Raw genomic sequence first — 22,855 nt, 5'->3', positions numbered from 1 at the left:
ACGCCGTTGCGACCGTGATCAGGTGGCGTACATGCCCCAGTGCTGGGGCGTCAGCGCGACGTCGACCATGCTCCCGGGGACGAACATCTTGGCCCAGGTGCCACCGCCCCGTTCCGGCGCGATCTTCTCCTGGAAGTACAGCTCGCGCACCTGCTCGTTGCGGACGTGCAGTTCGAGCAAGCGGTAGTAGGACGTGATCGACTTCAGGTGGATCAGCCAGTGCAGCCGGTCCGCGGTGCCGAAGGCCTCCTCGTAGACGAACACGGTGGCCTCGCCGGGCAGGTTCTCGTTGATCGACTCGGCGACCTCGCGCGCGAACTGTCGCCCCTCCGAGCGGTAGTCGTACTCGAGCTGTGCGGTGCGGTGCATGACGATGCCGGAGTTGCCCGAGTGCAGGATCTGCTCGATCGGCAGGGCGACCTGCTCGCGCGCGCCGGGGATTCCGACGACCGGCTTCTCGTCCTTGTAGACGTCGGAGTCGCGTTCCTTCTCGCCGTCGACCTTGGTGCCGTACATCCCCCAGAACTGCGGCAGCAGGACGGTCTCCTGCAGGCCGCCGTCGACGAAGATCTTGTCCCAGCTGGCCGCCTTCTCCTGCTCGGCCGGACTGAGCTGCGCGCGGTACTCGTCGTCCTTGCTGCCCATCGCCACCATGACCTCGTACGCGGCGAGCGAGCTCAGGTGGATGAAGAAGTGCATCTTGTCCTTGATGCCGAACGTCTCCTCGTACACGAAGACCGTGGCGGTGCCCTGCATCTTCGTGTTGATCAGCTCGGCGAGGCCGCGGGCGAATTGGCGCCCTTCCGCGTGAAATCCGTTCTTCAGCTGGGCGGTGCGCTCGACGACGACGCCGGCGTTGGCCGACGTGAGCAGGTCCTCGTCGGCGACCGAGGTCTGGTCCTGGGCCGGCGGGATCGCGAACGTGGTGGTGGCATCACTCATCTGACCGTTTCCTCATCTCTTGTTGGTGTGGTGCCGCCGTCACCAGGTGACGGGCAGCCCGCGAACGCCGTAGACGAACATGTCGAAGCGGAACGGGACCTCGTCGAGCGGGACGTCGAGACGCAGGTCGGGCAGCCGCTCGAACAGGGCAGCCCATGCGCACTCGAGCTGGACGCGCGCCAGCAGGTGCCCGACGCACTGGTGCGGGCCCCAGCCGAAGGCGAGGTGGTCCTGGGTCTTGCGGTTGATGTCGAGCTCGTCGGGATCGGTGAAGACCGACTCGTCGCGGTTCGCCGACGACAACACGACCAGCACGCCGTCGCCCTTGCGGATCGTGGTGCCGCCCACCTCGATGTCGGCGGTGGCGGCCCGGCGGGCGCCGTAGTCGGTCACCGTCTGGTGCCGCACGATCTCGTCCGCGGCACCACGGATCTTGTCCGGATGCGCCTTGAGGTCCGCGAGCTGGTCCGGGTTCTGCAGCAGCGCGACGGTGCCCACACCGATCTGGTTCGCGACGGTCTCGTACCCGGCGACCATGAGCAGCGTCGCGATGCCGACGACCTCCTCGATGCTGACGTCGGCCTCGACCCGGCGCTCGCACATCCGGCTGAGCAGGTCGTCACCGGGTTCGGCGTCCTTGGCCGCGACGAGGTCGTCGAGGTACTCCTTGAGCTGGTTGCGGACGCGCAGCCGTTCCTCGGGCGGCGTCGTCTGCTCGCCCATCACGCGCGTCGTGTCGTGGAAGAACTCGCGGTCCTCGTACGGGACGCCGAGCAGCGTCGTGATGACCTGGGACGGCAGCGGCAGCGCGAAGTCCGCGATCAGGTCGGCCGGTGGCCCCTTCTCGATCATGCGGTCGAGCAGCTCGGCGACGAACCCCTCGACCGTGGGGCGCAGCTCGTCCACCCGCTTGCGTGACAGCTCCGGGTGCAGCAGGTGGCGCAACCGCTGCTGGTCCGGCGGGTCCATGCGGATGAACGTCCCGGGGCCGGGCGGCTGCGACGTGAGCCGGGCGGGGAAGCCGGGCGTCTGGAAGTCCGAGCTGAACCGGGTGTCGGTGAGGATCGTCTTCGCGTCCTCGTACCTCGTGACCAGCCAGACCTCGCTGTCGTCGAAGTCGAGCCGCACCCTCGTGATCGGGTGTTCGGCGCGCAGTGACGCGTACGTCGGCGGCGGGTCGAGGACGGTCTCCCGGGCCATCGGGTACGTCAGCTCGGAGGTCGGCGCGGTGCTCGAGCTCATGATCAGATCCTGCGGTCAGCCGGTCGCTGCCGTCTGCTCAACTGTGGGCAGGGGAGCCGAGGGGTCCGGCGCCGTCGGCTCGTACCCGCGGATCTTGTCGACGAGGTACTCGGCGTCCTCTTTCACCCACCAGATGAGCCCCGAGCCGTAGGTGTACTGGCACTGCATGCCGAGGAAGTAGAGGCCCGGAGCCTCGTCGACGACCCCCCGGACGTGCCGGGGGAAGCCGTCCTCACCGAAGATCGGGAGGGACACCCACTTCGTGTAGTCGGGCCGGAAGCCCGTCGCCCAGACCACCGCGTCGACCTCCGCCGACGTGCCGTCCTCGAAGGTGACGGTCCTGCCCTCGCACGCGACCGTGCGGTCGCGCAGCTGCACGCCGGTCTCCTTGGCGATCTTCTGCAGGCTCTTGCCGACGAGGATCGTCTTCTTGTGGATGCGGTCGCGCTCGCCGAGCAGCGGCTTGGCGATGATGCCGAGCTTGTCGCCCCACCAGTGCAGGCCGATGCCGAGGAACTTGCGGGGGCCGTGCGGGATGGGCGATCCCTGCGACAGCAGCACGTCGTGCGTCTCGTGCAGGTCGACGGCGATCTGCGCGCCGGAATTGGCCGCACCGACGACGACGACCCGCCCGCCCGGGATCGTCGACGGATTGCGGTAGTCGCCGGTGTGGACCTGCACGACGTCGTCGGACAGGCCCGCGGCGATCGACGGCGTGAACGTGTTCCGGTAGGCCCCGGTGGCGAGGACGACCTGCGTGGCGGTGATGTCACCCGCGCTCGTGTGCAGGACGTAGCCGCCGTCGGCCGCTCGGTCGACCATGGTGACCGCGGTGTTCCAGCGGACCGGCTGGCGGAATGTTCGGTGGTACATCTCCAGGTAGTCGGCGAGCTCGTCCTTGTCGGGGAAGCGGTTCCACCCACCGGGGAACCGCATCCCGGGCAGCTCGCAGTACCGGGCGATCGTGAACAGCTCCAGGGAGTCCCACCGGCGCCGCCACGAGTGACCGGCCTCGGGACCGGCATCGAGGATCACGTACGGGATGTCGGCGCGCTGGAGGTAGTAGCCGGCCACGAGGCCGCTCTGTCCGCCGCCGACGATGGCGACCTCGATGTGTTCGGTCATGGGCGTGACTCCTCGTCCTCGGTTGCGCTCGTCGCTGTCACAGGGGCGGATTGGGTCGGTCGCTGCCGTGGGGGGCGCCGCTGTCGCGCAGCGCGGCGATCAGGTGCCGGCGGGTCGCCGCCGGCGCGACGACGGCGTCCACGACACCGGTCTCGAGCGCACGCTCGAGGCCGCCCACACCGGTGAGGTAGTCGTCGGCCAGCTCGGCGAGGCGGTTCGCACGGTCCTGCTCGTCCGCGATCGCCACGAGCTCGCGGCGGTGCAGGATCTCGACGGCGGCCTCCGCGCCCATGACCCCGATCCGGGCCTCCGGCCAGGCGAGGACGTGGTCGGCGCCGAGGCCACGACTGCCCATCGCGATGTAGGCGCCGCCGAAGGCCTTGCGCAGGACGACGGTGAGGCGGGGCACCGATGCCGTGGCGTAGGCGTGCAACAGCTTCGCGCCGCGGCGGACGACGCCTGCCTCCTCCTGGCCGAGGCCGGGGAGGTAGCCCGGGACGTCGACCAGGAACACCAGGGCGATGCCCAGGGCGTCGCACCACTGCACGAAGCGCCCGGACTTGTCGCCGCTCGACGCGTCCAGGCAGCCCGCCAGGTGCAACGGATTGGTCGCGACCACGCCCACGGTGCGCCCGCCGAGCCGACCCAGCCCGGTGGTGACGTTGCGCGCCCAGCCCGCCTGGAACTCGAGGTACTCGCCACCGTCGAGCAGCGCCCGCACGATCGGCACGACGTCGTAGGCCCGGCGCCCCGATCCGGGCAGCAACTCGCCCGGGTCGTCGCGCTCCTCGTCGTCGTCGTGCGCCGAGCCCAACCGCGAGGTGAGCTCGATGATCGCGCGGGACCGTCGGACCGCCTCGTCGTCGGTCTCGCACACCACGTGCGCGACACCGCTGCGCCCCTGCGTGTCCGGACCGCCGAGACGCTCCATGTCGACGTCCTCACCGGTGGCGTTGCGCACCACGTCGGGGCCGGTGACGAAGATCCTGCCCTCGGGGCCCATGACGACGACGTCGGTGAGGGCCGGGCCGTAGGCCGCGCCGCCGGCCGAGGGGCCGACGACGAGCGACAGCTGCAGGACCCGGCCGCTGGCGGTGCTCTTGACGGCGAACACCCGCGCCATGCCGTCGAGCGAGTCGACGCCCTCCCCAAGCCGGGCGCCCCCGGATCGCCAGATGCCGACGACCGGAATCCCTTGCGCGACAGCGAGTTCCGTCGCCGCCACGATGGCGCGACAGCCGTCCGCGCCGAGCGCGCCGCCCTGTGTGCCCGGGTCGGTCGCGAAAGCGACGGTGTCCACGCCCGCCACCGCGCCCCTGGCGACGTCGACACCCTCGCCCCGGTCGATCGCCCGCCACGTGTCGAAGAGCGCATCGAAGCGTTCCGCGCACACGGCGCTCACGGCGCGGGGGGTGTCCCCGGGCCTGGCTGGTTCCAGTTGAGTGGTCATGTCCTCGGTCCCGTCCGATCCGAGCCAAGCAAGCCCCGTGGCGGGGGTCTGCTCAATACAGCGCGTCCCCTCCGCGGTCGGCGCCGCTCGCGGCGTCAGTCGCGGAGGAGCACGATGCTGCTGTTGAAGCCGCCGAAGCCGAAGCTGTTGCTCAACGCGCAGTGCAGCTCGGCGGTCACCGCCTCGGCCCCGACCAGCCGCAGCGAGCGGTCGATCGGGCGATCCAGCGCGGGATTCGGGTGCACGAACCCGTGCCGCATCTGGATCACCGTCGCGACCGCCTCGATGACGCCGGCCGCGCTCAGGCAGTGGCCGATCAGGCCCTTGGTCGCGTTGACCCACGGCCGGCCGGCCCGCAACAGGCTGCGGACGGCCTCGGCCTCGGTGTCGTCGCCGGCGGGTGTGGCCGTCGCGTGCGCGTTCACGTAGTCGACGCGGTCGACGGGGATGCCGGCCTCGTCGAGCGCCTTGGCCATCGCCCGGGCCTCGCCGTGCACGTTGGGGTCGGGCAAAGTCGTGCCGTCCATCGCCTGCGCCACGCCACCGAGCTCGACGATCGTGTCGACGCCGCGCATGCGGGCCGAGCGCGGGGACTCGAGGATCACGCAGCCGGCCCCCTCGCCGGGCACGAAACCGTCGCGGCGCCGGTCGAAGGGGCGCGGGCCGACGTCCTGCTCACCGGGCTCGCCGTCGGCCTCGGCGAGCACGCCGAGCTTGTCCAGCGCGGCGAGCATCGCCGGCTCGAACTGGGTCATCGGGCCGACGGCGAGGCACACGTCCGCGGCGCCGACGGCGAGCAGCCGGGACGCCAGGATCACCGCCGCGTTCCCGCTGGAGGAGGACGCCCCCACCGTGTACCCCTCACCGAGGACGTGGAACGCCTCGCTGATCGCGGCGACGAAGTCGGTGTCCTGGGCCCGCAGCGCGTACCGCGCGGGCAGGTACGCGGGCTCCTCCTCGTACACCTCGCGGTTGTCCGACACGTAGCGCTGCGTGAGGTTGCTGCCGCCGACGAGGATCGCGACGCGGTCCGGCCGCGTCGGGACCGCGTCCAGGCCGGCGTCGGCCCAGGCCTGCGCGCAGGCCGAGAGCGTCGCCTGGACCGGGAGCGGTGCGCGCAGCCCGACGCGGCGCACGGCGTCGCGCCGTTCGGGCGAGAGCGTCGCGGTGTTCTCGAGCGCCGTCTCGAAGTCGAAGTCGGCCAGTGGCGCGAGCAGCCGCACGCCGTCCTCGGCGGTGTCGTCCGACACGGCACGAAAGCCCGACGTACCGGCCCGTAACGCCTTCTCGAAGGCGGCGACGTCGCCCGCGACCGAGCAGACCGCACCCACTCCGGTGACGACGCCCGGCGCGGTCATGGCAATTGCGCCAGCAGCACGTCGACGAGCGTGCCGATGTCCTTGACGCCCGCGAACTCCCTGGCCGGCACCTTCACGCCGAGCTCCATCATCGCCATGGTCGCGATGTCGGCGCGGTCGATGCTGTTGGCGCCGAGGTCGCTCAGGGTCCCGTCGATGGTCATGCCCGACGTGTCCACGTCCGGCAGCACCTTGGCGGTCACCTCGCGGACCACCTCGAAGACCCGTGCCCTGTCTGGTGTCGTGGTTCCGGCAGTCATGTCGTGGCTCCTCGTGACGTGATCCAGTCGTACGTGCGGTGGTAGTCCTTGGTGCCCGTCCACACCAGCAGGTCGCGGGTCGCGCCGCGGGCGTCGTACCAGCGGGCGTACTCGTCCGGATCGACGCTGCGATCGCGCTCCGGCACGAGGCAGTCCCTGCTCCGGGCCAGCAGGTCGACGTAGTCGTCGAACGGCACCTCGACGCGGGCGTCGAGCGCCGCGCCGATCCCCTGCGCGGCGAGCGTCGTGCGCGACGTGCCGTCGACGACGCCGCTGAAGAACTCCGACGAGCAGCCCGATCCGTAGGAGTAGAGGCCGACGCGCGCGCCGTCGTCGACCGCGGCGTTGTCGATGACGCTCGCCAGCGCGAGATAGACCGAGCCCGAGCAGAGGTTGCCGACCCGGCTCGGGTAGCGCAGTGCCGGCGCCAGACGCCGCTCGAAGTCCTCCTCCTGGTCGGCGTCCCGGGCGAAGTCGCGCATCATCTTGCGGTGCGCCGCCCGGACCATGCCGGCGAACGGCGTGTGCATCGCGAGGTAGTCGAACGTCGCGGCGAAGTCGGCACCCTCGACGCGGTCGCGGTAGCCCCGGAACGAGTTCGCCAGGCAGTCGAGATACGCGAACAGCGAGCGGTCCGAGTCGGCGATGTCGAAGGTCGGACCCGGTCGAGCGGAGTCCAACGTCTCGTAGCTGTGGGTGCCGAACGCGCCGAGATCCATCGTCAGGATCCTCGGGCGCGTCCCGAGCAGGACCGCTGCCGCGCCGAAGCCCATGGCCGGCTCGGTGTACTCGGCGTGCTCGTCGACCAGCGGCACGTCCGTCGCGACGACGAGGATCTTCGCGTCCGGCGAGATCCCGGAGGCGAGATAGCCCGTCGCCAGCTGCACCGCCGCGGTCGCGCCGTAGCAGGCCTGCTTGACCTCGACGAGCCGGCACCGCCGCGACAGGCCCAGGTGCTCGTGCACGTAGGACGCGAGCGACTTGCTGAAGTCGACACCGGACTCGGTCGAGGTCACCAGGACCTCGATGCGGTCACGCTCCTCGGGAGCGAGCGCGTCGACCAGCGGCCGGGCCGCGTTCACGGCGTTGGTCACCGGGTCCTCGCACGGCAGGCCGACCGACTTCTCGGTCATCATCAGGTTCTGCTGCCGGTCTGTGTCCAGGCCACGCCCGGCGAACAGCTCGGCGACCCCGATGCGTGCGATGCCGCAGTAGACGTCGAGGGCCTCGATGCCCACGGCGGGCGGGTTCACGCCGTCGCCCGCAGCCGCTCGAGGAGGTCGACCATCGCCTCGATGTCGGGCAGGTCGCTGAAGCTGGACAGCGGCTCGTCGAGCGACAGCCGGTCCAGCACCGCGCCGATGATCTCGACGCGGTCGACCGAGTCGGCGCCCAGATCGCGCAGGTGGCGGTCGGGGCGGATCTCGTCGACGCCGACGTCGGGCAGGATCTCCCGTACCGTCGCCGTCACGACCTCGCGAACGTCGGTCATGCCGGTCCTCCTTCGTGGTCGCGGATCCGTTGGCGTGCGGCGGCGAGCACCGCGCCGGAGCCGGCGCGACGCAGGACGACGTCGACGACCTCGTCCTCGCCGTCGGCCGACGAGGACACCGCGACGTCGAGGACGTCGTCGGCGTCGGCGTTGCCGAGGAAGCAGACCTGCCGGTCGAGCACCTCGCGGGCGAGGAAGCGACTCGCGTCCCGGCCGGCCTCGCGCCACAGCCGCACGATCGCCCAGTCGACGATCGAGAAGTAGGACGCGAAGTACAGCAGCCCGGCGCCGTTGAGGTCCCGGCTCGCCTCGACCGGGTACTGCAGCGCGACGTGGACGTCCGCCGCCGGGTCGTCGGGGGAGCGGAACGAGCCGTGTCGGCGCACCTGCGTGTACGGCACCCGCGGACTGAACTCGTCGGGCACGGGGTCGAGCGAGCCACCGTCGAACCCGGCGGGCGCCGCGGTGCGCAGGTCGTGGTTCGTGTCCGCGCGCGAGCGGGAGATCCACCGGTTGAAGGTCTCGGCGTGGATGGTGTGCGGCGCGGTGCGCGCGAAGAAGTCCGCCAGCCGGGCGGGTGCGGACCCGGTCGTCGGTTCGCGCTGCACCTGGTGCAGGGCGAGCACGGAGGACCGGCCGCACGTCAGCACCTTGGAGCGCACCGCCAACCGGTCACCGAAGCCGATCGACTCGGTGGTCAGCCCGGTGGCCGACGCGACCCGGAAGTAGGCGAAGGACAGGTAGGCGGGCCGGCCCGCGTCGTCGACCGCCGTGTACGGATCGAGCCCGCACGTCGCGCCGACGGCGTCCCACGTCCAGTCGCCGAGCTGGCCGACGAACAGCGAGTTGTGCCCGCACATCGCCGGGGTGACGACCTGCGTCCGTTCGAGCCAGCCGGTGCCGGACGCGGCCAGGGGCGGTCGCCCCGCCAGGACGGTCACGGCTCACCCCACCGTCTCGGGTGACGCCGTCCGCTCGGTCACCAGGGCGGTGATCGCAGCGTTCACGCGCGCCGGGTCGGTGAGGCCGGGGAAGTGTCCGGCCTCGGTCAGCTCGACGTAGTCGGCGTCCTCGATCAGCCCGTGGATCAGATGCGCCGTCTTGACCGGGATCACCGTGTCGTGCGTGCCGTGGACGACGAGGACGGGCGCGGTGATCTCGGGCAGCCGCTCGCGCAGGTCGGGACGCGCCGCGAAGACGTCGAGATAGCGCAGCCCGGTCCGCGGGTCCATGGACTCGCAGCGCAGCAGCAGCTCCTGCCAGCGGTCCCGGTGCGTACGCACGCGCTCGGAGTGCGAGCCCGCGACGACGTTGTCGAAGTCCTCGTCGGCGACGACCTGCAGCCGGTTGACCTCCCCGACGCGATTGCCGATCTTGAACGAGCTGCCGAGCAGGGTGATCGACGCCGTCCGCTCCGGGAACCGCAGCGCGAACGACAGCACGGGCAGGCCACCGAAGGACGCACCCACCAGATGCGCGGGCTCGGTCGGGCCGACGGCGTCGAGGACGTCGCGCAGCATGGCCGTCAGCCCGTCGAAGGTCAGGTCGGCCACCCCCGTGCTGGCGCCGACGCCCGGGTGGTGCACCGCGACGAGCCGGAACCGGTCGGTCAGGCCGGCGAACTGCTCGGCGAAGACGCCCGCGCCGATGTTGAACGGCGGCAGCAGCAGCAGCGTCGGGCCGTCGCCGGCGACGAAGACCTCGACCCTGCCGCCGGCGGCGTCGACGACGCGGCGCTCGACCTGCGGGCAGTGCTCGACGAGCACGGCGGCGTTGTCGCCCGCCGCGGCCGGGTCGGTCGGTTCGGCCAGCGCGTCGGCGACGTCGTCGGGAACCGCGGCGCGCGGATGGAACGCCGCGCTCGCCGCGTCCGAGCCGTCCTGCACCCGGACGAGGTCGACCGGGCCGTCCGCGCGTGACAGCGCCGCGACGATCGCGTGGCCTGCCTCTGCGGCGCGGTCGACGTCGAGCCCGAACGGGACGGCGAAGCGGACGGCCCCGCGCATCGACTCGGCGTCGGACAGGTGCGGGGCGCCGCGCACGCCGCTGTGGCCGAGGATCCAGCCGAGCGTGGCGAGCTGCGGGTGGTCGAAGCCGTCGCAGGCGGGCAGCCGGGTGGTGTCGAGGACGACGCAGTGCCCTGCGGTGTCGAGCACCGGCAGGCCCGCCGCGCGCAGCGGCTCGTGCAGGGCGCGCGCCGCGGCGCGCCGGGCCCGGGCGAGCTCGACGACCCCCTCGGTGTCGGCGAGCGCCACGGCGGCGAGCTTGCGCGCGGTCAGGGACAGGTCGCGGCGTCGTGCTCGGGCGTCGGCCGCGATCGCGGCGCCGAGCTCGTCGTCGTCGGTCGCGAGCAGGCCGCCGGTCGTGACGCCGAAGTTCTTCGTCAGGCTCAGCAGCACGACGTCGCCGGCGGCGAGCGTGTCCCGCACGGCGTCCCACACGGTTCTGTCGTCGGGGTCGTGCGTCGTGTCCTCCGCGACCGCCAGGACGTTGTCGAGCACCCGGGTCGCGTCGAGCACGAGCGGCACGTCGTGGTCGTCGGCCAGTCCGCGCACGGCCGTCAGCTCGTCGGGTGTCACGGGACGCCCGCCGCCGGCGTTCACCGCGAGCTCCAGGCACACGAAGGCGACGTCGCCCTCGTCGAGCAGGGTCGCGAGCCGGCCCACGTCGAGCGACCCAGGCTCGTCACCGGCGCCGATGTCGACCGGTTCGAAGCCGCCGGTGACCAGGGGCGCGACCCAGGTCGGGAAGACCGCGTTGTGCAGGACGCGGCCGCGGGTGCGCAGCGAGCGGCACAGCAGCTCGGTGGCCGACGAACCGGAGCCGGTCAGCGCGACGTGGCGGAACGGCAGCCAGTCCCAGCGATCCGGCACACGTCTGGTGGCGAGGGAGGCGAGGTGCGCGGTGCGGGCGCGGATCGCGGGGCCGTCGAGCTCGGCCCACGAGTCGGTGCCGAGGTCGAGCTCGACGTCGTCGTGCGCCACCGCGAGGGGGTTGTAACCGTGTGCGGCGAGGACGGCGGCCGCGTCGTCCGTGGGGGCGGTCGGCGCGGCATCGTCCTGCTCCGCCGGCCCTGCGGCGTGTCGGGCCGGTGCCGGCGCGGGTGCGGCGGTCGGCTCGGATGCGGCGGCCGGCTCGGGGCCGGCGGCCGGCTCGGGTGCGGCGGCGCCGAGGTCCGGGTCGGCGATCAGCAGGATGACGTCGGCGAGCGGCGTCCGCTCGTCCCCGGCCGGCTGGCACAGGTAGATCGGCACGTTCGTGGGACGGAACTTGTTCTTGAACTTGAAGTTGCCCTCCCCGAAGACGCCGACGGAGCGGAGCTCGGCGAGGCCGTCGGCGATCTCGGGCGCGGGGTTGTCGGTCGCGGCGATCGAGACACCGAAGCTGGCCCCGAAGCTGAACATGGTGTCGCCCTCGCCGGCCAGCTGCTCGATGACGTGCACGAGCGCCGTCTCGAGGCCGCCCAGCGGCGCGTCCGTGGGGTAGAACTCGACGTCGAGCAGGTACCCGTTCTCCGAGCCGATTCGGGTGAGGACGATCGCGTTGGCCAGCTCCTCGTCGCGGTGCGTCAGGAACATCCGATGGCGTTCCGGGAGGCTGCCGTTGCGGATCTCCTCCCGCACGACGGCGACGTAGGGATTCACCATCTCCTTGTTCTCGGCCCACCGGTCGACGAGGTCCGCGACCCGCTCGTCGGTCGCGGCGTCGCTGCCGGGGCGGTACTCCTCGGTGCGCACGTCGGCGCCCCGCGCGAAGCGGCGCACCATGTAGCGCAGCCGACTCATCTTGTTGCCCGCCAGCGTGAACGAGGCGAGATCGTCGAGGCGCTGCACGGCACCGAACGGCGTGCAGGTCACCCGCTCCCCGCCGACCTCGCCGAGCGGCAGCAGGGACAGGAAGTTCGGCCGCAGCGAGTTCGCGCGTGCGAAGCGCAGCAGCTGGGCCGCGAGCTCGCGGAAGTAGTCCTCGGGCCCCACGTAACTCCACGCCAGCAACGCGTTCGTGCCGATGCCGACGTGGAAGTAGCCCTTGCGCTCGGCTCCGAGCAGGACGATCGGCGCGATGTCGCGACCGGCGAGCCCGCCCTCCTTCGCCCACTGCTCGTCGAGCGCCGCGACGACGGCCGCGATCTCGGCGTCGCCGCCGAGGTCCCGCTTGGCGTGCGCGGTGGGCAGCGGCCCCGCCGGCTGCGCCGCGGGCGGTTCGGACTGCTCGCGACCGGCGTGGCCGTTCGCGCCGCCGCCGTTGAGCCGGTGCGACACCGTGTCGCCGTAGCGGGCGTGCAGTTCGTCGACGAGGTCGGGCAGCGTCGGATGGTCGAAGAGCAGCGTCTTGGGCAACGGGCCGAAGCGACCCTCGAGGGTGCTCACGACGCGCAGCATGTCGAAGCTGCTGAAGCCGTTGTCGGTGAAGCTGGCCGTGCCGTCGAACCCGCCCTCCGTCGCCTCGTCGATGAGGGCCTGCATCGTGTCGATGTCGGCCCGGGTGTCGGCCCGGGTGTCGGCCCCGGTGTCGGCCTCGGTATCGGCGTTGTCAGCGGCGTTGTCGGTGTCGGCGGCGGCTGTCGCGACGTCGACATCGGCGGCGGCGGTATCGGCGGCGGCCGCGACGTCGGTGTCGGCCGCGACGTCGGCGGCGGTCTCGGCGGCGGACGGCCGGGCGGGGGCGTCGGCGGCGAGCTCGTCGACGTGCGCCGACAGCGCGCCGACCGAGTCGTGGTCGTAGAGGTCGTCGGCCTTGAGCTCGACGCCGTAGTCGTCGTTGATGCGCTTGACGAGCTCCATGCGGAAGATCGAGTCGAGGCCGAGCTCGCCGAAGGGCGCGTCGTCGTCGACGTCGGCGGCCTCGGTGCCCAGCACGTGCGCGAGCAGCTCACGGATCGTCGTAGCGCTGGAGCCGCCCGCCGTCGTCGCAGGCGTCGGCGTCTCCTCGGTCGTGGCCGTCGTCGGTGCCGCCGGCTCACGGGGCGCCGCCGGGGCGGGGGGTGCCGTCGCCGCGGCCGTACGCGCGGGAGCGAGCGTGATCTTCCCGGTGGCGGTGGGCCGCGCCGGCTCCGGATCGGACACGGCGTCCTCCTCTGGCTGTCCCGTGACGCCGGGGGCCGATGCGGCCGGCGGCGTGGTCGTCGCAGCCGCCGCCGTCGCGGTCGCGGCGTCCTGCGGCTGCTTGCTGTTGCTCGTCTCGGCCGCGGCGGGCGCGGTGTCGTCGAACCAGAACTCGGTGTCGGCGAAGGCGAAGCTCGGGACCCGGGCCCGCGGCGTGCCGCTCGGCCAGCGGGCCGCCCAGTCCACCGCCGCGCCGCCGACCCACGCGGCGGCGACGTCGGCGAGGTCGTCGCCGGCCGGCTGCTCGGCGTCGCGGCGCGCCGCACCGGTCCACACACCGTCGGTGTCCTCGCCCGCGGCGAGCGCGCGCAGCGACCGCACGGCGCCGTCGACGTCCGCGGCGAGGACGCAGCCGCGGTGCCGCAGCTCGGCCCGAGCGCACTGCAGCGTGTAGGCGATCCGGGGCAGCTGTGCGGCACCGGCGTCGGCGACAGCGTCGGCGAGCACGCTCGCGTAGCCGGTCAGCGCCGCGGGCGTGGGCGCGGACAGCGGGAGCAGGAACGGCCCGGCGACGTCGAGCGGACGCTCGTCGCGGCCGGCCGCGGCGTCGAGCACCACGTGCGCGTTCGTCCCACCGAAGCCGAACGAGCTGACCGCGGCGCGGCGCACCCGGCGGCCGTCGACCTCGACCCCCGTCCAGTCGCGCAGCCGGGTGTTGACCGCGAACGGCGACCGCTCCAGCCGGAGATGGGGATTGGGGGTCGTGAAGTTCGCCGCCGGCGGCAGCTGGCCGTGCTCCGCGCACAGCAGCACCTTGACGACGCCGGCGATGCCCGCGGCGGACTCGAGGTGCCCGGCGACGGCCTTGACGGTGCCGAGGGCGACGTCGCCCTCGGTCACGCCGAACTCGGCGAAGGCACGGCGCAGCCCGTCGATCTCGATGGGGTCGCCGAGCGAGGTGCCGGTGCCGTGCGCCTCGACGTAGCTGATGGTCGCCGGATCGAGCCCGGCACGGCGGTAGGCGTCGACGATGACCTCGGCCTGCGCCTGCGGGTTCGGTGCGGTGAGCGACGCGGCGTGACCGCCGTGGTTGACGGCGCTGGCCCGCACGATCGCGTACACGTGGTCACCGTCGCGGCGGGCGGCCGCGAGCGGCTTGAGCAGGACGGCGCCGATTCCCTCGCCCCGGCCGTAGCCGTCGGCGGCGGCGTCGAAGGTCCGGCACCGGCCGTCGGCGCTGAGCATGCCCGACTGCGTGAAGGCGGCGAACAGGCCGGGAGTCAGCAGCAGGTTGACGCCGCCGACGACGGCCTGCGTGCACTCGCCGCTGCCGATCGCCTGGGTCGCGTGGTGCAGGGCGACCAGCGAACTCGAGCACGCGGTGTCGATCGCCTCGCTCGGGCCGCGCAGGTCGAAGTGGTGCGAGACGCGGTTCGCGAGGATGCAGTTGGCGACGCCGCTCGCGGTGTGCGCCTCGATCGGGACGTCGTGCTCGCGCAACAGGTCGTCGTAGTCGCAGGCGGACATGCCCACGAACAACCCGGTGCGCGTCCCGGCGAAGCTCTCCGGCGCGTGTCCGGCGTCCTCGAACAGGCGCCAGACGGTCTGCAGGAACAACCGCTGCTGCGGGTCCATCATCGCGGCCTCGCGCGGGGAGACGCCGAACAGGGTCGCGTCGAAGGCGCGGACGTTCGCGGTGAGGAAGCCGCCCCGCACGCCGGCGGTGACCGGGTCGGCGTGCAGCTCGCGACGGTCCGCGGGCGGCGGCCCGGTCAGATCGTCCCCGGCCGCGAGGTGACGCCAGAACTCGTCGAGGTCGGCGCTGCCCGGCAGCATCGCGGCGACGCCGACCACCGCGATACTGGTCTCGTCCGCGTCGGCCGGCGACGGCTCGCCCCCGGCCGGCGCCGCGGACGCGGCCGGCTCGTCGCCGCCGGTCGCGTCCGTCTCGTCGCTGCCGGTTGTGTCCGGCTCGTCGCCGCCGGGTGCGTCCGCCTCGACCGCGAACGCGGCCTCGTGGTTCTCGACCAGGTGGGCCGCGAACTCGCCGAGGCTGACCGCTTCGAACAAGACGGTGGGCAGCAGCTCCAGGTCGTGCCGCTCGTTGACCGCGTTGACCAGCTCGGTGAGCGAGATGGAGTCGAAACCGGTGTCCATCAGGTCGGCGTCGAGGTCGACGTGCTCGGGCTCGACCATGAGGAAGCCGGCCGCGATGGAGCGCACCTCGTCCTCGACGGCCCGCAGCACCGCCGTCGGGTCGGTCCCCGCGTTCGGTTCGGGCGCCGCGCTCCGGGACGCGTCGGTCTGCTCGCCCACCTCGCCGCCCGGCTCGTCGGTGGCGGCGGCCGGCCGCTCGCTGCTCACGAAGACGCAGGGCAGGCCGGACGCGATCACCCGGTCGAAGGCGTCGAGGCCTGCGTCGGTGGGCAGCAGGGCGCTGTGGAAGACCCGCGCGTGCAGCGCCGCGGTGGCCGGGTCGACGGCCATGCCGCCGTCGGCCCACAGCGGCCAGCCGATCGACACGACACCCTCGCCGGCGTTCTCGGCGTAGGCGTCGAGGTAGGCGTTGGCGAAGGTGTAGTCGGTCTGCCCGAGGTTGCCGGTCCATGCCGCGAGCGAGGAGAACAGCACCAGCAGGTCGGGGCGGTCGTCACCGAGGGCCGCGTCGAGGTGGGCCAGGCCGGTGGTCTTCGGCGCGAGCACCTCGGCGACCTCCGCCTCGGTCTTCACGCCGACCAGGCCGTCGCGGGTGACCCCGGCGGCGTGCACCACGCAGCCGATCCGGCCGTCGACCTCGCGGACCCGTCGCACGAGCGCGGCCACCTGCTCGGCGTCGGCGACATCGGCCTGCTCGTAACGGACCGGTGCGTCCTCGGTCCCGAGCGTCGCGAACTCCCCGGCGTCGGCCGCGCTCCGCCCGACGAGCACCACCCGGTGGCCGCGGGTCGCGAGATGCGCGGCGAGGTGCCGGCCGATGCGGCCGCCGCCGCCGGTGACGAGGCAGACGCCCTCGAAGGTCGGCTCGACCGGCTCGACCGGCTCGACCGACTCGACCGGCACCACCGTGCGGACGGTGCGACGGCCGTCGCGCAGGCGGACCTCACGCACCGGCTCGTCGGCGCCGGCCAGCAGCTCGGCACAGAGCTCCTCGGCAACCCGGTCGGGGTCGGCGTCCACGGCGACGAGGGCACCGCGGAACGTGCTCGACTCGTGGGCCAGGCTGCGCACGGTGCCGCCGAGCGCGGCCTGCCACGGCCGGCCGGAGCCGGTCGCGGCGTAGCCGACGACCGCCCGCAGCGGCGCGGCGCGCCGACCGCCCAGGACGGCGCCGGTCACCCGCAGCAACGGCTCCAGCCCGGCGGCCAGCTCGGCGGCCGGCTCGCCCGACGTCTCCGGGATCCACTGCAGGTAGGCGTCGGGGGCCTGGCCGCCGGCGCGGAGCTCGGCCACGACGTCGCGCACGTCCTCGCGGCTGGCGCGCCGATCGGCGGGCAGCTCGGTGGCGGTGATGCCGTCGGCCGCCAGACGCGCCACGAGCCGGGCGGTCATCGGACCGTCCGCCACGACCAGGACGTGCGTCGGACGCGGGTCCGCCGGGCCACCGCGTTCCTGCTCGACCCACTCCGGACGCAGCAGCCGGACCTCGACCGGGTCGGCGGCCACGGCGGGGACCGCCGCGGTCTCGAGGGCGTCGATCGCCACCCGCACCTCGCCGTCGTCGGCCACCAGCGCCAGGTCGAAGCGGCGGTGCTCGCCGTGGCGCTCGAGCTCGCGCACGGTGATCCAGCACCGCTCGCCGGCCGGCGCGTGACGTCGCAGCGCCCCGACGGCGCTCGGGACGGCACCCCCGCCGCCGCCCAGCACGGCCAGGGTCTGCAGCGCCGCGTCGAGCAGCGCGACGCCGGCGAGCTCCCCCCGGGCGGCGGCGCGGGCGACGGCCTCGCCGTCGCCGACGTGCACCTCGGTGAGCACCCGCAGCCGGTCACCGTGCTCGATCCCGCCGGCGCGCAGGGCCGCGTACACGTCGTCGGGGTCGCGGTCGTCACCGCAGCGCGCGCGCAGGGCGGCGAGGTCGACGTGCGGGGCCGGGGGGCCGGCGGGCTCGGCGAGCGTGCCCCGGACGAGCGCGGGCTGACCACCGGCCGCCCGGAGGACGAAGCGGGTCCCCTCCGCAGTGCGCTCGACGTCGACGCAGACCTCGCCGTCGTCGCGGGTCAGCGGCGCGAGCAGCCGCACGTCGCGCAGCTCGGCGTCGTCGGCGTCCGCCGCGACGCACACCGCGTCGAGCAGGGCCGCGGCCGGCGCCCACACCTCGCCCCGGACGCGGTGCTGGCCCGCGAGGCCCGGCGCCAGCGGCACTTCGGTGCTCGGCCGGTGCGCGGTGTCGTACTCGGGCAGCCAGAACCGGCTGCGCTCCCAGGGGTAGGCGGGCATCCGCACCCGCGGCAGCGGCTGGGGCCACAGCGCGTCCCACCGCACCGGCGCGCCGGCGACCCAGAGCGTCGCGAGCTTGCGCAGGGAGTGGCGGGCGATCAGCCGGTCGAGGAACTCCTCGCCCTCGTCGCCGTCGAGCAGCTCGGCCGAGCCGGAGCCCGCCGTCCCGACGAGGCACGGTGAGTCGTCTCCCGCGGCGGCCGCCCGCAGCGCGCGGACGAGCGCCTCCTCGCCGTCCACCAGCACGGCCAGCCGTTCCGGCAGCTCGGCGCGGCCCACCTGGGTGGTGTAGGCGAGCCGGATCAGGGACTCGATCCGGCCGTCGGCGACCCGGTCGGCGAGCTCACCGGCCATGCGGCGCAGCTGGTCGACGGTGCGGGCGGACAGCACGACGAGCTGCTCCCCGGCGGGTGCCGCGAGGTCGACGCGATCGACCGGCCCCTCCGGGTACTCCTCGAGCACGATGTGGACGTTGGCGCCCCCGGCGCCGAACGAGCTCACGCCCGCCCGTCGCGGGCTGCTGCCGGTCCAGTCGGCGGGTTCCTCGGATACGCGCAACGTGGCCGCCTCGAGATCGATCTTGGGGTTGAGCTGCTCCAGGCCGGCCTGCGGGACCAGCGTGCGGTGCCGCAACTGCAGGACGGTCTTGGTCAGCCCGGCGATCCCGGCCGCCCCCTCGAGGTGGCCGATCAGCGACTTCACCGAACCGACGGCGCAGCCCGCGGTGTCCCCGCCGGCGCGCAGCGCGGTCGACAGCGCGGCGATCTCGATGGGATCGCCGAGCGAGGTGCCGGTGCCGTGCGCCTCGACGTAGCCGAGATCGCCGGCGTCGACACCCGCGCGTCGCAGCGCGCCGGTGATCAGCTCGGCCTGCGCGGCCGGGTTCGGCACCGTGTAGCCCGACGTCTTGCCGCCGGCGTTGGCCAGGCTGCCCCTGACGACGGCCCAGATCTCGTCGCCGTCGCGCTGCGCCGCCGCGAGCGGCTTGAGCAGGACCGCGCCGACGCCCTCGCCCGGGACGAAGCCGTCCGCGCGCTCGTCGAAGACGCTGCAGCTGCCGCTCGCCGAGAGCATCCCCAGCCGCGACAGCGAGATGAAGTGGGCCGGGTGCAGGATCAGGTTGACGCCGCCGGCGATCGCGAGCGCGCACTCGCCGCGACGCAGGCTCTCGCAGGCGAGGTGGATCGCGGTCGCCGACGACGAGCACGCGGAGTCGACCGCGAAGCTCGGGCCGCGCAGGTCGAGGGTGTAGGACACCCGGTTCGCGATCGACCAGTACGCGGAGTGGCCGTCGCCGTAGTGCCCGCGCGGCCACCCGTTCGCCGACGCCATGCGCCCGTACGAGCCGTACATCGTGCCCACGAACACACCGGTCCGCTGCTCGCGGCGGCGGCCGAGGTAGCCGGCGTCCTGCAGCAGCGTCCAGCAGGTCTCGAGGAACAGCCGCTCCTGCGGGTCGATGGCCGCCGCGTCCTTCGGCAGGATCCCGAAGAAGGCCGGGTCGAACTCGTCGACGGCGTCGAGGAAGCCGCCCCACCGGCAGTAGGTGCGCTCGGCGGCCCCGCGCTTCTCGTCGAAGTGCTCGCGCCAGTCCCAGCGCCGGGCCGGGACCTCCTGCACGCAGCGACGGCCCGCGCGCAGGTTGTCCCAGAAGGCGTCGAGGTCCGGCGATCCCGGGTAGCGCCCGGCAAGCCCGACGACCGCGATGTCCTCGCCGTCCCCGCCGTCCCCGCCGTCCCCGCCGTCCCCGCTGTCCCCGACCGGGTCGGCCCGCGGGGGAGGCGGCGATGTCCGGCCGGCGGACGGTGGGGCGGCCGGCGTCGTCCCCGTCGCAGGTTCCGCGGTCGCGGCGCCGAGGAGTTCGGTCAGGGTGTCGGCGTGCGCGCCACGCAGGTGCTCGGCGAGCGCGTCGAGCGTGATGTGCTCGAACAGCAGCGTGCTGGGCTGCGGGCCGAGGTCGGCCTCCAGCGCGGTGACGATGTTCAGGCCGACGAGCGAGTCGACGCCGAACACGTCGAAGTTGGCGTCGGCGTCGAGCTCGGCCTCGTCGAACTTCAAGACGTCGGCGAAGATCCTGCGGACGTACGCGAGCACGTCGCGCCGGGCGACCGTCCCCGGTCCCGCCGTCGACCCCCGGTCGGCGGTCGGCCGCTCCCCGCGGCGCGCGACCAGCACGCACTGGGCCGGGTCGTCGCCCGGCAGGTGCAGGGCACCCTGCGGGGTCAGCCCGGCTGCGCGCAGGGCGGCGTCCCACCGCGGCAGGTCGAGCAGCGGCGTGTGCGGCAGCCGGCCCGCGGGGTCGGTCGCCCGCCACCAGCCGGGCGTCAGCCCGAACGTGACCGTCGCGAAGTCCGAGACGTGCGTGATCTCGTTGACGAGGAGCAGGCCACCGGGGGCGAGCAGCGCCGCGGCGTTGCGCAGCGCGGCGACCACGTCCGCGGTCGCGTGCAGGACGTTGGCCGCGTAGACCGCGTCGAGCGTGCCGACCGGCAGCCCCTGCTCGGCCGGGTCCCGCTCGACGTCGAGGAGGGCGTAGTCGAGCCGGTCGCCGAACCCCTCCCGGCCCTGCGCGAGGAAGGCGGGCGAGACGTCGGTGTAGGTCAGCTCGACGGACTCGTCCACCGCGTCGAGGACGAAGCGGGTGGACGCGCCCGTGCCGGCGCCGATCTCGAGCACCCGTACCGGGCGCTGCTCGGCCGCGGCCACCTCGGCGGCGTGCTCGGCGAGCCGTCGTGCCAGCAGGCGGTGATGATGGTCGGAGCCGGCGTTGCCCGCGTAGACGCCCGCCACCTGCTCGGCCGAGCCGCCGGGGAACAGGACGTCCACCCCGCGGACCGTGCCGCGCAGCACGTCGGGCAGCGCGTCGACGCAGCGGTGGACGAGCTCGAGGTGCGGCGCCAGCTCGGGGTGGGCCGCGCGCAGCTCACGCTCCGCGGCCGACAGGTCCCCGACCAGCTCGACGGCCAGCAGCAGGCCATCGTCCCCGTGCCGGACCGCGCCGGTGCGGTCGAGCAGCTCGAGCAACGCCGCGAACAGGCCCCGCTGGTCGGCGACGACACCGAGGGACTCGGCGAGCGCGGCCTCGGACGTGACGCTGCCGGCCGACCCGAGCAGCGGCAGCAGCGCGGCGGCGGTGACGGCCCGGGTCAGCACCTCGAGCTCCGCGAAGCCCGCGGCGGCGGCCACGGCCGGTGCCTCGTCCCCTGGTATCGCGTCCCCTGGTATCGCGTCCCCGGGTGTCGCGTCCCCGGGTGTCGCGTCCCCGGGTGTCGCGGGCTGCACGCCGAGGCGGGCCAGCCCGGCCGCCGTGCCCTTGACGACGACGGCCTGCGCGAGGTCGGCGGCGAGGACCCGCTCCAGCGCCGCCAACCCTTCGTCGGTGTCGATCGCGGCGATGCCGAGCGACGCGAACCGGTCCCGCTGCTCGGCGGTCGCGACGGCGCCGACGCTGCCCCAGAAACCCCAGTTCACGACCACCGCGGGGACGCCTCGGCGCCGCGCCGCGAGCGCGAGCGCGTCCTGGAAGTGGCCGGCCGCGGCGTAGTTGCCCTGGCCCGGCGCGGCGACGAAGGACAGCGCGGAGGAGAAGAACGCGACCACGTCCAGCGGCTGGCCGGCGAGGGCGTCGAGCAGCGCGATGCTGCCGTGGACCTTGGCGGCGAGGACGCGGTCGAGGTCCGCGCGCGCCATCGCCGACAGCGCGCCGTCGCGCAGCTGCAGCGCGCCGTGGAACGCGCCGTGCACGGGCCCGAACCGGTCGGTGACCGCGGCGACCACCGCGCTGAGGGCGTCGGGGTCGGCGACGTCGGCCGGCCAGTAGCCGGCCTGCGCGCCGGCGTCGGTGAGCTCGGCGACCAGTGCGCGGATCGCGTCGTCCTCGGCCCGGCGACCGACCAGGGCGAGCCGGACGCCCCGGACGGTCGCGAGCCGGCGCGCCAGCTCGGCCCCGATGCCGCCGGCGCCGCCGAGAAGCAGGTAGCAGCCGTCCTCGCGCCACGGCGCGGTGGCAACGGCGGGAGCCGCGGCGGGGACGAGGGTGCGGACCACGCGGCGATCGGCGCGCAGCGCGACGACGGGCTCGGTGGCGCCGGTGACCTCGTCGAGCACCCGCCGGACGTCGGGCGCCGCCGCCACGTCGACCGCGGCGACCGTCCACTCCGGGAACTCCGCCGCCGCCGCCCGGACCAGGCCGAGCACCGCGGCCTGGTCGGCGCGCGGCACGTCGTCGTCGGTGACGGCGCACGCGTCGCGGGTGACGGCGACCAGCCGCAGCGCCGTGGTGCGGGCGGCCGACGCGAGCCGCCCGATCAGGTCGAGGGCGTCGTGCGCCGGCGCATCGGGCTCGCCCGGCTCGGCGGCGCCGAGCCAGCACACGGTGCCGGTGAGGTCGGCCGGGAGCTCGCCGCCGCGGTCGACCAGCACGGCCCGCGGCCCGGCCTCGGCGAGCAGGCGCTGGGCGAGGCCGTCGGTCGCGTCCGCGACGAGGGTGATCGCGGCGGCGCCGTCGCCGTCCGGTGCCGCGGCGTCCACCCACTCGGGTCGGAAGATCGTCGCGGCGGGGTCGTCGGCCGGCGCCGGCGCGGTGGCGCCGCCCGCCGCGCGGAGCGTCAGCCCGGCGATCGCGACCAGCACGGCACCGTCGGCGCCGAGGACGTCCACGTCGAACGTCCGCGACCCGGTGCGGTGGGCGTGGCCGAACCGCGCGACGGCGGTGCGGTCGAACACGTCGACGCGGTCGATCGCGAACGGGAGCAGCGCGTGCTCGTCGCGGACCAGCGCCGCCGCGGCCTGCATCGCGCCGTCCAGCACGGTGGCCGGCAGCAGCTCGCCGGGCTCGACCGGGGCCAGCGTCGCGAGCGCGTCCTCTGCCCCGGTGCGCAGCGCGGTGACGCAGCGGAAGCCCTGCGCGTACGCGACCCCGCTCGCGGCGAGGTCGGCGTAGAAGCCGGCGACGTCCACGCGGGTCGGGCAGCTCGCGCCCAGCTCGGCGAGCTCCGCTCGATCACGCGAGGCCGACGCGTCGGTCGTCGTCGCGGTCACGCTCGGCTCGCCCGCGCGGACCTCGAGCGCGTCGCCGGCACGCACGACGCGCAGCTCGGTCCCGGCGGTGACGACGATCGGGCGCAGCCACCGCAGGTCGCGCAGGGCCGCCTCGGGGGCGGCGGCCGCGAGCAGCGCGATGCCCGCCGCCGCGGGGACGATCGTCCGGCTCCCGACGACGTGGCCGCGGACCAGGTCGTCGTCGGGGGTGACGGCGCGCGTCAGCACGACCGCACCGGCGGCAGCGGTGTCGCCTCCCGCACCGACCTCGGCGGCGTCGGCAGCGTCACCCGCGTCACCGGCGACCCAGTGCGACCGGCGCGCGAACGGGTAGCCCGGCAGCGGGATCCGGCGGACGTCGCGGCCGGCGAACAGCGCTCGCAGGTCGAGGTCCGCGCCGCCGACGAACCCGTCGGCGAGCGGCCGCAGCGTGGCGAGCGCCCGGTCCGCCGCGGCGGCCGCGACGA

The 22,855-nt window shown here is 74.2% G+C and carries 10 protein-coding genes (1 of these 10 only partly in view); all 10 read right to left on the bottom strand.

Annotation, left to right across the window (positions count from 1 at the left end):
• Positions 1-18 precede the first annotated feature (18 nt).
• Complete coding sequence (locus tag BUE29_RS08805; RefSeq protein ID WP_073388706.1) at positions 19-942, bottom strand: DUF6039 family protein; 924 nt, start codon at positions 940-942, stop codon at positions 19-21.
• 39 nt (positions 943-981) lie between these two features.
• Positions 982-2,184, bottom strand: a complete 1,203-nt coding sequence (locus BUE29_RS08800) for a cytochrome P450 (protein ID WP_084180860.1) — start codon at positions 2,182-2,184, stop codon at positions 982-984.
• Positions 2,185-2,199: 15 nt separating this feature from the next.
• On the bottom strand, positions 2,200-3,309 hold the full coding sequence (locus tag BUE29_RS08795) for a flavin-containing monooxygenase (protein WP_073388703.1): 1,110 nt from the start codon (positions 3,307-3,309) through the stop codon (positions 2,200-2,202).
• Between the two features lie 37 nt (positions 3,310-3,346).
• Positions 3,347-4,759: an acyl-CoA carboxylase subunit beta gene (locus BUE29_RS08790; protein WP_084180859.1), complete on the bottom strand. Its 1,413-nt coding sequence runs from the start codon at positions 4,757-4,759 to the stop codon at positions 3,347-3,349.
• A 95-nt stretch (positions 4,760-4,854) separates the two neighbouring features.
• Entirely contained in the window at positions 4,855-6,117 is a 1,263-nt protein-coding gene (locus tag BUE29_RS08785) for a beta-ketoacyl synthase N-terminal-like domain-containing protein (RefSeq protein ID WP_073388697.1), read from the bottom strand.
• Positions 6,114-6,320 carry a phosphopantetheine-binding protein gene (locus tag BUE29_RS08780; protein WP_200800108.1) on the bottom strand — a complete coding sequence of 69 codons (207 nt, stop codon included), beginning with the start codon at positions 6,318-6,320 and terminating at the stop codon, positions 6,114-6,116. The genes BUE29_RS08785 and BUE29_RS08780 overlap by 4 nt, the downstream gene beginning before the upstream one ends.
• 53 nt (positions 6,321-6,373) lie before the next feature.
• Positions 6,374-7,630: a hydroxymethylglutaryl-CoA synthase family protein gene (locus tag BUE29_RS08775; RefSeq protein WP_073388691.1), complete on the bottom strand. Its 1,257-nt coding sequence runs from the start codon at positions 7,628-7,630 to the stop codon at positions 6,374-6,376.
• On the bottom strand, positions 7,627-7,869 hold the full coding sequence (locus BUE29_RS08770; RefSeq protein ID WP_073388688.1) for a phosphopantetheine-binding protein: 243 nt from the start codon (positions 7,867-7,869) through the stop codon (positions 7,627-7,629). Before BUE29_RS08770 ends, BUE29_RS08775 begins: the two co-directional genes overlap by 4 nt.
• Complete coding sequence (locus BUE29_RS08765; protein WP_200800107.1) at positions 7,866-8,810, bottom strand: LnmK family bifunctional acyltransferase/decarboxylase; 945 nt, start codon at positions 8,808-8,810, stop codon at positions 7,866-7,868. Before BUE29_RS08765 ends, BUE29_RS08770 begins: the two co-directional genes overlap by 4 nt.
• A 3-nt stretch (positions 8,811-8,813) precedes the next feature.
• Positions 8,814-22,855 carry the 3' portion of an SDR family NAD(P)-dependent oxidoreductase gene (locus BUE29_RS21950; RefSeq protein WP_073388686.1) on the bottom strand. Its footprint extends 7,804 nt past the window's final position, so the window shows 14,042 of its 21,846 coding nt (coding positions 7,805-21,846); its start codon lies beyond the right edge, outside the window; it ends in the stop codon at positions 8,814-8,816.

This window comes from Jatrophihabitans endophyticus, from assembly GCF_900129455.1.
Lineage (GTDB): Bacteria > Actinomycetota > Actinomycetes > Mycobacteriales > Jatrophihabitantaceae > Jatrophihabitans > Jatrophihabitans endophyticus.
This window is presented reverse-complemented; position numbering and strand designations above follow the sequence as displayed.